This is a genomic window from Phyllobacterium sp. K27 (assembly GCF_054796155.1).
This window is the reverse complement of sequence record NZ_CM139240.1, coordinates 2,521,760-2,534,656: the sequence shown is the minus strand read 5'-3', so window position 1 is coordinate 2,534,656 and position 12,897 is coordinate 2,521,760. Positions and strand designations below refer to the sequence as shown.

The window sequence follows — 12,897 nt, the reverse complement described above, 5'->3', positions numbered from 1 at the left end:
ACCGCTCTTATAGCTCGGCTGCAATCTGGCGGCCGACGCTGAGATAGCTGGCAGGGTTGACTGCGTTGCCACTTTTTCGGACCTCGTAGTGTAGGTGAGGGCCCGTTGAGCGACCGGTGCTACCGGCTTTGCCGATCACGTCGCCAATATTCACCTGTTGTCCAGCTGTTACGAGGATTTGGCTCAAGTGACCGTAGCGGGTCGATAGACCCTTCTCGTGGTCGATATCAACCATATAGCCATAACTGCCATTATACTCAGCAGCAGCCACTGTTCCATCGGCGGTGGCAAGAACTGAATTTCCGCTTGCCGCCCGAAAGTCCATGCCAGAATGGAACGCCATCAACCCAAGCAGCGGGTCTTTGCGGGTGCCAAATGAGCTTGTAACCGGCATGCCGGGTACAGGGTGCGCGATTGGAACTGAGTTGGCCGCAGTTTTAGCGCGCTCAAGCTGTACAAGTGCGGCATCAAAATCAGAGATACTTGTCTCAAAATCTGTTGCTGAGGTCGCATTTAACAGAAGGAGCGGCCCGCCTGTGCCGGTTCGCTCGTTGACTGCAGGCAAAGTTATGCCGGCACTTGCAAGTGCGTCCTTAATCAGATTGGCGCGTTCATAGGCCTTATTTGATAAGGCTTGCACTCGCTTTATCTGAAGTGTTTCAAGCATATCAAGTGAGTGATCTGCACGATCGAACAACGATTCTGCTTTTTCAATAGCTCGTTTGGCGGGCTTTCCTTGGTCAGGAACCGTTTTCCGGCTTGAAGCGGTCGGGCCTGTAATGATGGGATCAATACCGTAAAACCCATCGGACTTCTCAGAATCTCCAAGATCAGAGATATTGTTCTCTGCACGGAGATCCGCGGGGAGGCTTTCGCTTGCGCGTTCGAGCACTGGCGCCAAACGATTAGTCTGCGCGTTCAATGTTTTCTGGCGATCAATGAGTTCGCTGATCTTGCCTTCCATCTGCTTTTGATCAAGCATCTGGCGACTCGTGACACGATCAAGCTGCGTCCGTAGTGATGCAATGCGATCTTCATAAGCTTGTTGCAGACGTGCTTGACGAGCAACGCTGCCGTGGATGAGGTCGTCGCGGAAAATCAAATAGGATGTAGCCAGTAGATAACAAGCGGCCAATCCGATCGCGAGTGAGGCCGTTACAATCGTCATCCAAGGTTTCAAGGTGAAATGACGAATAGTGTTGCCCCGCGCGATGATGATCGTGTGGGGCTCACTTATGCCGTTGAAGATACGTTGATTCTGTAGTTTCTTCACTGCGGCTACACCATTGTTGGCAGCTTTAATCGTTCAGAGCATTAGACTTTAGTAAGGTTAATAAACTCTGCTAGCGGGCAAGCTTTAATGCTCTCGACACCTTGTCAGACAAAGAGAGCCTTAGTCTCTTTTAACACCTCGGCCGCGTGACCAGGAACTTTAACCTTGTTCCAGATTTTTGCGATTTTGCCGTCGGTCCCAATGAGGAATGTTGTGCGTTCGACGCCCATATATTTGCGGCCATACATGCTTTTTTCGACCCAAAGGCCATATGCTTCAACAATTTTCTTGTCTTCATCCGCGACCAGATCAATCTTCAGATCGTGCTTGGCGATAAACTTGTCATGTTTTTTTACGGGGTCCGGCGACATTCCTATGACCTTCGCACCAAGCTTTTCAAATTCGGATTTTAGTCCCGAAAACTCGATAGCTTCCTGCGTGCAGCCGCTAGTATCGTCCTTGGGATAAAAATATAGGACAACAGGAGCGCCATGTAGCGCTGACAATGTGATCGCGCCGCCGCCATCTTTCGGCAATGTAAAATCCGGTGGGGTGTTACCAATTTCGAGAATTGTCATAGGAATGCCTTTCTTTGGTTCTTGTGTGCGGTCTTCAATTGCGTAACTATAGAGAGGTAAGGGAATCATCTACGGTTTCCCAATTGATTCCTCAATTGGCTTGGGAATTTGACAGAGAAACCGGAAAAAGTCCGCTTTACGAAGCGTGATTTCACAAAGCTGCACAAACACCCTTCTGCCAGCACGCAAACTCAGGCGCCTGTTTCCTGTTTGCGCCGGCGTTCGCTCGCATACAAGCTCACAGGCGCTTGTTTTTCCCTTATTATTCTCCTGGCAGTACTCGGCGGAATTGCATTCGTTGTCTTACGCGTCGGAGTCGGGGGCGTCGCGCTAACGCAACGTGCCGAGCAAGCGCTGAAATCAGTTGCGGGTCCCGAAGCGAAGGCAACTATTAAGTCTGCACAAATTTCGCTGGATCAACGGCGACATGTGGCTTTAGAGGCGCGCGATGTAAACATCATTGATGAGAAGCGCGGCATTGCAATCAACAATGTGCGTGCGGTGCGTATCGGTTTGGCTACTTTGCCTTTGTTGCAAGGCAAAGTGCGCGTTGAGAGACTTGAACTGGAAGGTGCTCAGATCAAGGTTACGTCGCATGGACCATTCGATTTCATGAGTCTCGTTCCCAAAGATGAACGTGGACTTATCGATATGGATGGGGCATCGGAAGCAATTTTCGCAAGTCTCGAGAGTGCTGTGTCACTGTTGGATCAACGTGAAACACGAGATATCTCCATCTCAGATACTGCTTTTGACTTTACTTTGGCCGGTCAACCTAAACGTTTGCGCATTGTAAAGCTGGATTTGTCGGAGACAGGAGGGCCTGTTGCGATTAGTGGCGTTGTCGACTGGCAAGGCAAAAAGGTTGAAATTGCTGCAAAAGCGAGCAGATCGGCTACCGGCGGAAAAATTGAAGCTTTCTCATTAGCGATCAACAAAATTCCCATGAAGGCGAAGTTTGGTACTGCGCCTGTCCCTGATATTGATGGAATTAAACCCGACGGGGCCTATCTTGCCTATGATAATGTTTCCGACCTGAAGCTCGATGGAATAGCAGCTAATGCGGCTGAGCCTGCAAAGCTATGGGGAACCGTCAATATTGGAGAGGGGCCTGTCACTATAGGCAACGTAGATGACATAAATGTTGCCTCCGTTATTACATTTGAACACATATCCGGCTCGGATAAGATCGAAATTAAACCCTCCAAACTTCATTTCGGTGCTTTTAACGGTGTAATCGAAGGAGCGATCGGACCAGAGCCCGCTAGAAAAGACGGCACTGCCGCATCAAATCCCGGTTACCGATTTGAGCTTGTGACTGAACGGGCGAAATCCGCGCCGCAGGATTCGACCGAACAGCCCCTTATCTTCAATGCACGAATCGCCGGCCGATATGATCCCGTTGTAAAAAAACTGGATGTTTCAGAAATTGCAGTTCGCGGTAGCGACGAAAGTGAACTGTACGGACAGGCAGGAGCAACGTTTGGGCAGGGGTCTCCTGCCATGAGTTTGGATTTACGCATTCCCAAAATGCCAGTCTCGCAGGTGAAACAGTTATGGCCAACTTGGGTCGCCACCGGAGCAAGGCGCTGGGTGCTCGACAATCTTTTTGGTGGTATGGCGAAGGACGGTCGTATTGATGTTGTGTTTCAATCAGGGCGCTTCAATGGTCCGGGGAAGCCTCCGCCGCTGACTGCCGATGAAGTGCAGGTTAATTTCACTGTTGAAGATTCACGTTTTGATATTGTTGGTGACCTGCCGCCAGTGCGCGATGCCAACGGACAGATCAGCGTAAGAGGGTCTTATACAACCATCACACTTGAAAAAGGTTCCTCCTTCACTCCAAACAACCGCGAGGCACGGATCATCGACGGCAAGCTCATCATACCATGGGGCCCACAAAGGCCGGTTCTGTCAGAGCTTGATCTTAATCTGGAGGGAGATGCCTCCGCTGTTGCTGAAATTATTGGTTTCAAGCCGATAAATGGCCTGAAAAGCCTACCTTTCGGTCCCGACGACATCAAAGGGAATGTAAAGTCGCATGTATTGGTAACGTTTCCGGTCACGCGACATGCTCCGGTGGGTAGCCTTAAATGGTCCGCCGATATGCAGCTGTCCAATATCTCGATCGGGAAGAAAATCGACGGCCAAAAGGTCGATAATGCCGATGGCAGTTTGTTTGTTACTCAGTCGGAAGCTCGTATTGATGCTGAGGCGGAGCTCAACGGTGTCCCAGCTGATATTAAGCTTTTCGAGCCGTTGGGCGACAACACCGCCCAACGTGAGCAGAAAGTCACGCTTAAACTCGACGATAAAACCCGCAACGGTCTTTTCCCTGCGCTGGCCCCGCTTCTGTCCGGACCAATTTCTGTAGATATTGAGAAGGCACCTGATGGCTCAAGGCTTGCGGTGGCTGATTTGAGCAAGGCTGAGATCAGGCTGGTCCAGCTCGGCTGGACAAAGGGGGCAGGCGTTAAAGCCAGTGCCAAATTTGCGATCCAGCAGGATGGCGATAATGTGGAGATTAACAATCTCGACGTGGCCGGAGATACATTCCGACTTCGAGGCGACGTGAGCGTCGTCAATGGTGATTTGACAACGGCTGAATTCAGCACAGCTAAGCTCAATCGCGGCGATGATGTTGCAGTGAAAGTGACGCGCACTCCGTATGGTTATCGTGTCGACGTAAAAGGGGATGCATTCGATGCAAGACCTTTGCTCAATCAGATTACAGAGCGAAAACAGCGTGGAGAAAATAGCAATGCGGGCGGTAAACAGCGCATTCTGGTCAACGCTGATATAGGCTCGGTTACCGGGTTTTATTCAGAGAATCTCAGCAATGTCTCGCTCTCTTACGAGGGAGTTGGGTCCGCCGTCTCAGGTCTCGCGTTCAACGCGTCAACGAAAACCGGGCGAAAAATATTTGCAGCAGATAGCTCGGAAAGTGGGTCCCGTTCCATAAGCCTACAGTCGAGGGATGCCGGTGCTGTACTTCGCTTCTTTGGCTTTTACGACAAGATGCAAGGTGGCGACATCAATGTAACGCTGGATTCTAAAGGCGAAGGCCCGCTGCACGGTCAGATCGATGCTCGCAATTTTACGCTCGTCAACGAGCCAAGACTGGCAAGTCTTGTTTCCTCCTCTCCAAATGGGACGAGCCTTAACGAGGCAGTAAAAAAGAAAATCGATGTTTCGACAGTCACATTTGAGCGAGGCTTTTCACAGATCGAAAAGGGCGAGAATTATATCAATCTTGCAAACGGGGTTATTCGCGGTTCGACCATCGGAACCACGTTTCAGGGCGTATTGAGCGATCCCAAGGGCAACATGGCGCTGACTGGCACCTTTATGCCTGCTTATGGGATCAACCGGATATTTGGTGATTTGCCGGTATTGGGGTTATTCTTGGGCAATGGTCGCGATCGCGGTTTGATCGGTATTACCTATAAGCTGGTGGGGCCTTTGAAGCAGCCACAAATCATCGTTAATCCGATATCGGTGATCGCACCGGGTATTTTCCGCTCAATATTCGAGTTTCAGTAATTTTTGATCGATGTTGTGCGCGGCTTTGAACACGCACAACATCGGCATGGTCCTCACACAGGACGTACCAGAATGTGTTTCTTTTTGCCGAGCGATAGTTTGAAGACGCCATCAGCCGTCACTTCCGACGCTCCCACTTGAGATTTTTCGTCCGAGACGCTTACATCATTCACACGTACGGCACCGCCTTGAATGTGGCGGCGAGCTTCCCCGTTTGATGCTGCAAGACCAGCCTTAACCAGAAGCGTAAGAATGCCGATTCCAGCTTCCAGTTCGCCGGCAGCAACTTCGACAGTCGGCAGATTGGTTGCCAAAGCGCCTTCTTCGAACGTTTTTCGAGCGGTTTCCGCTGCTTCTTCGGCTGCTTGTCTGCCATGCAGCAGAGCCGTGATCTCCGTCGCAAGCACTTTTTTGGTTTCGTTTATTTCTGCGCCATCCAAAGCACCGAGCCGCTCAATTTCATCCAGTGGCAGGGTTGTGTAAAGCTTAAGAAAGCGGGTCACGTCGGCATCTTCCGTGTTGCGCCAATACTGCCAGAAGTCATAGGGGCTGAGCAGATCGGCGTTCAGCCAGATCGCGCCGTTCATGGACTTGCCCATTTTGGCACCGGAAGATGTGGTCAGCAAAGGCGAAGTCAATGCATAAAGTTGCGGTGTCCCAAGCCGATGGCCGAGATCAATGCCATTGACAATATTACCCCACTGATCAGAACCACCCATCTGCAGTCGAAGACCGTAGCGCTTGTTCAACTCCACAAAATCATAAGCCTGTAAAATCATGTAATTGAATTCGAGGAATGAAAGTGATTGTTCGCGATCAAGCCGCTGTTTGACTGAGTCGAACGACAGCATGCGGTTGACAGAAAAATGCTGGCCCACATCACGTAGAAACTCAAGATAATTCAACGGCAGCAGCCATTCGGCATTATTGACCATCAGTGCGTCTTGCGGTCCATCACCGAAGCTCAGGTAGTTGGCGAAAACTTGCTTGATGCCGTTGATATTGTTCTGGATGATTTCAGGCGTCATCAGTTTGCGCGCCTCGTCCTTAAAGGAAGGATCGCCGACCATGCCTGTGCCACCGCCCATCAGCGCGACGGGTCTATGGCCGGTCTTTTGCATCCAGTGCAGCATCATGATCTGAATCAAACCGCCCGCATGCAGACTGGAAGCTGTGGGATCAAAGCCGATATAGGCGGACACGGTTTCCTTGGCGAAAAGCGCATCCAGACCCGCATCGTCGGAAGTCTGATGGATGAAGCCGCGCGTGGAAAGCGTATGCAAGAATTCGGATTTGAAGGCAGACATGGATTTATTCCTGGTTAATCCGGCGCTGCGAAAGCGGCGCTATGGAAGGCATCTGTGGTCAGGCGTGGCACATGGCGCCCCGATTTTTCAGGGTGCCATGTATCAGCTCAACGCAGACGTTTAGGTTTTGCTTCGACCAGTTCGCCGTTGAGGCGGCGGTCAAGGTAATCAGAGCATTCTGCAATAACTTCATCAGACATGCCGGAGAAGAAGTGGTTTGCACCAACCATCGTTTTCTGCGTGATCGTTATGCCTTTCTGCGTCTTCAGCTTGTCTACCAGACCTTGCACATCCTTTGGTGGTGCGACCTTGTCTTGATCGCCATGGAGAATCAGCCCGGACGAGGGGCAGGGTGCCAAGAACGAGAAATCGTAGGTATTTGGTTGCGGGGCAACGGAGATGAATCCTTCGATCTCAGGGCGGCGCATAAGCAGCTGCATGCCGATCCACGCACCAAAGGAATAGCCTGCAACCCAACACGTCTTTGAATCTGGATGTAGTGACTGCACCCAATCGAGTGCGCCCGCAGCGTCCGACAATTCACCTGATCCGTGGTCGAATTCGCCCTGGCTGCGGCCAATTCCGCGGAAGTTGAACCGCAGTGTCGTGAACCCGCGTTGCTGGAACATATAGAAAAGATCATAAACGATCTTATTGTTCATCGTACCGCCAAACTGCGGATGCGGGTGCAGAATGATGGCTATAGGAGCATTCTTTTCCATCGAAGGCTGATAGCGGCCTTCAAGGCGTCCCGCAGGTCCATTGAAAATTACTTCAGGCATGTATACTCCAGTCTTCGCCAACGGGCTCTTCTTTGATCAGCCGGGCTTGACGGCAATCAACAGCACCCATAAAACCAGTTTAGAACCGTTCAAAACTGGTGTAGAAACTATATCGAAGCGGCTTAATAGGCTGGTCCGAGGGGCAATTTCAAGAAAATTGCGCTTTCAGACCGTATAGACCGCAAAAGAACAGGATTTAAACACCGATATGGCCCGCAATCGCGTCTATCTCGACTACAATGCCAGCGCTCCGCTCATCGATGAGGCGCGCAACGCGATTGTCGATGCGCTGGCGCTGACGGGTAATCCGTCATCGGTACATATGGAAGGCCGTGCTGCTAAGGCAATTCTTCAGGCGGCACGCCGCGATATTGCTGCACTCGTAAATGGCCAATCCGATCATGTATTCTTTACATCGGGAGCCACAGAGGCAGCTTCAACCCTGTTGACGCCTCACTATGCAATGGGGAGGGCAGAAATGCGCCTCTCACGGCTTTACGTTAGCGCGACTGAACATCCGTGCATTCTCGCGGGTGGTCGATTTGCAGCGGATCAAATCGAAATTATCCCTGTGGATGGCAGCGGCTTATTGAATCGTGATCGGTTACGGGAAATTCTGACAGCGCATGATCGCAATCAAGGCTTGCCACTAGTTGCAGTGCAGGCTGCCAATAATGAGACCGGCGTTTTGCAGCCAATTGCAGAAATTGGTGCCTTGGTTAAGCAGTTTGGCGGATTGTTCGTTATTGATGCCGTACAAGCTGCTGGTCGGGTTGCATTAGATATTACAACAAGTTCTGCGGATTATCTCATTTTGTCTGCGCACAAGATCGGTGGGCCGAAAGGGGTTGGCGCAATTATTGCCGTTTCAGACCTGATTATGCCTAAAGCGCTCATACGTGGTGGGGGGCAAGAAAAGGGGCATCGTGCCGGAACTGAAGCCTTGTCGCTGATTGTCGGCTTCGCAGCTGCCGCGCGAATTGCGCGCGAACAAGTTGAGCAGGGCGGCTGGCCTGTTTTACAGCGCGATAAGATTGAGCTTGGTCTTCGTGCCATTGCACCAGATGCAATAATTTATGGCTCCGATGTAGATCGGTTACCAAACACGACCTTCTTTGCTTTGCCACACGCCAAAGCGGAAACAGTACAAATAGCTTTTGATCTTGCAGGGATTGCGCTATCTGCAGGCTCTGCGTGTTCGTCCGGCAAAGTTGGCCCCAGTCATGTTCTGGCGGCCATGGGGCATGGTGATGGTACGGGGGGGGTGCGCGTATCAACCGCGCCGAAAACGAGTGACGATGACATCGAATTGTTTCTTGATGCGCTGAAGAAAATCATTGCCCGGAGAGATCGTTCGGGGGCAGTCGCTGCTAATGCGGCATAAAAATTTCAATTATTGGCGTTTTTTCGTCGATAGTTGCAAAAAATCCGGTGAATGCCGGTGTTAAATCGTGCGAATGCACATTACATAAAGGCAAATATTCAAGACGACATACTGCCTTGACGTTTGCAACTGCGGGACCTTGACCCCCGCGAGGATGGAGAACGCCAATGCCTGCAGTGCAGGAAACCATTGACCGGGTCCGTACGCTTGACGTGGACCAATATAAATACGGCTTTGAAACGCTTATCGAAATGGATAAAGCGCCAAAAGGCTTGAGCACCGACATTATCCGGTTCATTTCCGCCAAAAAGAATGAGCCTGAATGGATGCTGGAATGGCGCCTTAAAGCCTATGAGCGTTGGTTGACAATGGAAGAGCCTACATGGGCGCGCGTCAACTATCCCAAAATTGATTTTCAGGACATGGTCTATTATGCCGGCCCAAAGAATCAGACCGGCCCGACATCGCTTGCCGAGGTCGATCCGGAGCTTCTGCGTACCTATGAAAAACTGGGTATTCCTCTGAAAGAGCAGGAAATTCTCGCCGGCGTCCGCAAGGTTGGCGAGGCCAGCCCAGGCGACGAAGACGAAGAAGCAAGTGATAATGTCTATAAGTCGGGCCGTGTAGCGGTAGATGCCGTGTTTGATAGTGTCTCCGTTGTAACGACATTCAAGGCAGAGCTGGCAAAGGCCGGTGTCATTTTCTGCTCTATTTCCGAGGCCATTCGCGAGCATCCGGAACTGGTGAAGAAGTATCTCGCATCTGTCGTGCCTGTCTCGGATAATTTCTACGCGACGCTGAACTCTGCGGTCTTCACGGACGGTTCATTTGTCTATGTGCCCAAGGGTGTGCGTTGCCCAATGGAGCTTTCAACCTATTTCCGCATCAATGAACGCGATACGGGCCAGTTTGAACGTACATTGATCATCGCGGAAGAGGGGGCCTATGTATCTTATCTGGAAGGATGCACAGCACCGCAGCGCGACGAAAATCAGTTACATGCCGCAGTTGTTGAATTAATCGCTCTCGATGATGCCGAGATCAAATACTCAACCGTGCAGAATTGGTTTCCAGGTGATGCGGAAGGCAAGGGCGGTATCTACAACTTTGTCACCAAGCGTGGTGATTGCCGCGGTGTCAATTCCAAGATCTCCTGGACGCAGGTTGAGACGGGCTCAGCGATCACGTGGAAATATCCATCGGTTATTCTACGCGGCGATAATTCACGCGGCGAATTCTATTCGATCGCCGTTTCCAACGGCCATCAGCAGATCGATAGTGGCACCAAGATGTTGCATCTTGGCAAGAACACATCGAGCCGTATCATCTCCAAAGGCATTTCCGCTGGTAAGTCCAACAATACCTACCGCGGTCAGGTTTCTGCCCATCGCAAGGCTGAAAACGCGCGTAACTTCACCCAGTGTGACTCGCTGCTGATCGGCAATGATTGTGGGGCGCATACTGTGCCTTACATCGAAGCGAAGAATGCCACTGCTCAATTCGAGCACGAAGCAACCACGTCGAAAATCTCCGAAGATGCACTGTTTTATGTCATGCAGCGTGGCATTCCCGAGGAAGAAGCAATTGCTTTGATTGTCAATGGTTTCGTTAAGGAAGTCATTCAGGAGTTGCCGATGGAGTTTGCCGTGGAAGCCCAAAAACTAATCGGCATCAGTCTTGAGGGGAGCGTCGGATAATGGCTGTCACTGTCACGAAGGAAGAGCTGGACCGGCTGCGCAAGCGCTACAAAGAGCTTGGTGATGTCATTGACGATCTGACCGACACGCTGGCCCGTTCTTCCTCCGCGACAGAGCGCGTTCTTGAACCGGAACTGATGCGCGCTCGCAAAGAGCTTGTTTCGGTTGTTGAGCGCCTCAAAAGCCTAAGCGGCGACAGTTCGTCCTAATCCGACGCCGACAGCCACACAGAATTTATCATTCGGATCGCCACTGCTGATCACGGAATATCAAAGGGTACTAAAATGCTGGAAATCAGAAACCTTCATGCGAAGATCGCGGATACGGATACGGAAATCATTCGTGGCCTTAATTTGTCAGTAAAGGCTGGTGAAGTCGCGGCTATCATGGGGCCGAACGGTTCAGGAAAATCGACACTTTCATATATTCTCGCCGGTCGCGAAGACTACGAGGTCACCGAAGGCGATATTCTTTATAATGGCGAGTCCATTCTGGAACTTGATCCGGCCGAGCGTGCAGCCAAAGGTATTTTCCTGGCATTTCAATATCCAATGGAGATACCCGGCGTAGCGACAATGGAGTTTCTGAAGGTTGCCTTGAACTCCCAGCGCAAGGCACGTGGTGAAGAGCCATTGAAGATTCCAGACTTTATTTCCCGCATTAAAACAGCGGCAGGATCGCTGGACATGGATCTGGCGATGCTCAAGCGTCCACTGAATGTTGGTTTTTCGGGCGGTGAGAAAAAGCGTGCTGAAATCTTGCAGATGAAGTTGCTGGAGCCAAAGCTGTGCGTACTCGATGAGACAGATTCCGGCCTTGACATTGATGCGTTGAAGATCGTGTCCGATGGCGTGAATGCACTGCGTTCGCCCGATCGGGCTGTCGTTGTAATCACTCACTATCAGCGCCTACTCGACTACATCGTACCGGACAGCGTGCACGTGCTCTACAAAGGTCAAGTCATCAAGTCTGGCGACAAGAATCTTGCACTTCATCTCGAAGAGAATGGCTATGCCGATATCATCGGCGAAGCTGCTTGAGGATTGATGTCATGAATGTTCACACAGGGCGTCAGCCCACCGCAGCAGAATCGGCTTTGGTCGATGCTTTTGTCGATCGCATGGGTGAATTGCCGGGCGATGGCGAAGTTGTCAGCGCCCGCGATAACGCTATTGAGGCTTTGAAAACACAAGGACTGCCATCAAGGCGGATCGAAGCTTGGCATTATACCGATCTTCGCACTTTGTTACGCGACATACCTGACTATGATTCATCTGCCGGTAGCGCTGCCCTACCTTCGGTTATTGCAGGATCGTCAGTAGCAACCGTTTCAAACGGTATTGCGCTGAATGCACCGAAAATCGATTCTGTCACATTCACCAAGTTTAGTGAGTCACTCGCCAATGGCTCTGCGATACGGCATTTGGCCATCCGCGACGGCGATGACGCGATTGGTCAGATCAATGCAGCCTATGTCACCGACGGCTGGGATATTGTCGTTGCAGATGGGGCTATAGTAGAGGAGCCACTGGAGATCCAGAATGCGCAGCTTCGCGGGCAAGGCCATGTGCGCTTTCCGGTTCAGTTTGGCAAAGGTGTCAAAGCTACCGTCATTGAGCGCCAAACCGGCGGTACAAGCGAAGGTTTCTCAACAAGCGTCAGCAATTTGACAGTTGCAGATGACGCTGAAGTGAACTGGATCATTTTACGCGAGCAGGGTGCTAATGCGACCCAACTGGCGCAGTTCACAGCGACCCTTGGTACCAATTCAAAACTTACACTCTATGTCGTCAATGCGGGTGGTAAGCTTGTACGTCAGGAAGTGCATGTGCTGGTAAAGGGCGAAGGCTCTGATTTCCAGTTGCGCGGTGTGAATCTGCTTGCAGGCGATACGCATACCGACATTACAATGACCCTGGCTCATCTGGTTGAAAATACGACTTCGGTTCAGGTTGTTCGCAATGTCGTTACGGATCATGCTCGCGGCGTGTTTCAAGGCCAGATTAAGGTGAACAGGATCGCACAGAAGACAGATGCACGCATGGCGTGCAACACGCTTCTGCTATCCGACGATAGTGAATTCGACGCCAAACCGGAACTTGAAATCTTTGCCGATGATGTTGCCTGTGGTCACGGGGCTACAGTCACTGAAATCGATGGCAACCACCTGTTCTATTTGAAGGCGCGCGGGATACCTGAAAACGAGGCACGCGGCCTTTTGATCAAGGCTTTCGTTGCAGAAATTATTGAAGAGCTTGAGAGCGAACCGCTAGTCGAAGCGCTTGAGGCAATTCTCGACAAATGGCTGAGCGCGCACATCTGATCGACAGGCG

At 51.2% G+C, this 12,897-nt stretch carries 10 protein-coding genes; 6 read left to right on the top strand and 4 right to left on the bottom strand.

Features of this window, described 5'->3' with window-relative positions; genetic code table 11:
* Window positions 1-7: 7 nt before the first annotated feature.
* Both ACYJL1_RS12385 and ACYJL1_RS12380 read right to left on the bottom strand, forming a co-directional pair.
* Window positions 8-1,273 (bottom strand): peptidoglycan DD-metalloendopeptidase family protein, encoded by a 1,266-nt coding sequence (locus ACYJL1_RS12385; protein WP_460895666.1) that lies wholly within the window; start codon window positions 1,271-1,273, stop codon window positions 8-10.
* A gap of 104 nt (window positions 1,274-1,377) precedes the next feature.
* Window positions 1,378-1,851: a peroxiredoxin gene (locus tag ACYJL1_RS12380; RefSeq protein WP_460898028.1), complete on the bottom strand. Its 474-nt coding sequence runs from the start codon at window positions 1,849-1,851 to the stop codon at window positions 1,378-1,380.
* A gap of 108 nt (window positions 1,852-1,959) precedes the next feature.
* On the opposite strand from ACYJL1_RS12380, the gene ACYJL1_RS12375 reads away from it, so the two are divergent.
* Entirely contained in the window at window positions 1,960-5,394 is a 3,435-nt protein-coding gene (locus ACYJL1_RS12375) for an RNA-binding protein (protein ID WP_460895665.1), read from the top strand.
* 53 nt (window positions 5,395-5,447) lie between these two features.
* Here ACYJL1_RS12375 and tyrS read toward each other — a convergent pair whose 3' ends face one another.
* The gene (gene tyrS, locus ACYJL1_RS12370; RefSeq protein ID WP_460895664.1) at window positions 5,448-6,701 is read right to left on the bottom strand and encodes a tyrosine--tRNA ligase; all 1,254 of its coding nucleotides are present in this window, start codon (window positions 6,699-6,701) and stop codon (window positions 5,448-5,450) included.
* A gap of 107 nt (window positions 6,702-6,808) precedes the next feature.
* Window positions 6,809-7,483, bottom strand: coding sequence for an alpha/beta hydrolase (locus ACYJL1_RS12365; RefSeq protein WP_460895663.1), 675 nt, complete (start codon window positions 7,481-7,483; stop codon window positions 6,809-6,811).
* Between the two features lie 208 nt (window positions 7,484-7,691).
* Between ACYJL1_RS12365 and ACYJL1_RS12360 the strand changes: the two genes are divergently transcribed.
* The 5 genes from ACYJL1_RS12360 to sufD all read left to right on the top strand — a co-directional run bounded on the left by ACYJL1_RS12360 (window position 7,692) and on the right by sufD (window position 12,887).
* Complete coding sequence (locus ACYJL1_RS12360) at window positions 7,692-8,867, top strand: cysteine desulfurase family protein (protein WP_460895662.1); 1,176 nt, start codon at window positions 7,692-7,694, stop codon at window positions 8,865-8,867.
* 167 nt (window positions 8,868-9,034) lie between these two features.
* Window positions 9,035-10,564, top strand: a complete 1,530-nt coding sequence (gene sufB / locus ACYJL1_RS12355) for a Fe-S cluster assembly protein SufB (RefSeq protein WP_460895661.1) — start codon at window positions 9,035-9,037, stop codon at window positions 10,562-10,564.
* Window positions 10,564-10,773, top strand: a complete 210-nt coding sequence (locus ACYJL1_RS12350; protein ID WP_460895660.1) for a hypothetical protein — start codon at window positions 10,564-10,566, stop codon at window positions 10,771-10,773. Before sufB ends, ACYJL1_RS12350 begins: the two co-directional genes overlap by 1 nt.
* Before the next feature lie 75 nt (window positions 10,774-10,848).
* Window positions 10,849-11,604 carry a Fe-S cluster assembly ATPase SufC gene (gene sufC, locus ACYJL1_RS12345; protein ID WP_460895659.1) on the top strand — a complete coding sequence of 252 codons (756 nt, stop codon included), beginning with the start codon at window positions 10,849-10,851 and terminating at the stop codon, window positions 11,602-11,604.
* Between the two features lie 2 nt (window positions 11,605-11,606).
* Window positions 11,607-12,887: a Fe-S cluster assembly protein SufD gene (gene sufD, locus ACYJL1_RS12340; RefSeq protein WP_460898027.1), complete on the top strand. Its 1,281-nt coding sequence runs from the start codon at window positions 11,607-11,609 to the stop codon at window positions 12,885-12,887.
* Window positions 12,888-12,897: the final 10 nt, after the last annotated feature.

What these genes read in the sequence shown, in the direction of transcription:
- ACYJL1_RS12380 (WP_460898028.1), bottom strand. Translation starts at nt 1,851, where the DNA reads ATGACAATTCTCGAAATTGGTAACACCCCACCGGATTTTACATTGCCG.
- ACYJL1_RS12350 (WP_460895660.1), top strand. Translation starts at nt 10,564, where the DNA reads ATGGCTGTCACTGTCACGAAGGAAGAGCTGGACCGGCTGCGCAAGCGC.
- sufC (WP_460895659.1), top strand. Translation starts at nt 10,849, where the DNA reads ATGCTGGAAATCAGAAACCTTCATGCGAAGATCGCGGATACGGATACG.
- tyrS (WP_460895664.1), bottom strand. Translation starts at nt 6,701, where the DNA reads ATGTCTGCCTTCAAATCCGAATTCTTGCATACGCTTTCCACGCGCGGC.
- ACYJL1_RS12360 (WP_460895662.1), top strand. Translation starts at nt 7,692, where the DNA reads ATGGCCCGCAATCGCGTCTATCTCGACTACAATGCCAGCGCTCCGCTC.
- sufB (WP_460895661.1), top strand. Translation starts at nt 9,035, where the DNA reads ATGCCTGCAGTGCAGGAAACCATTGACCGGGTCCGTACGCTTGACGTG.
- ACYJL1_RS12365 (WP_460895663.1), bottom strand. Translation starts at nt 7,483, where the DNA reads ATGCCTGAAGTAATTTTCAATGGACCTGCGGGACGCCTTGAAGGCCGC.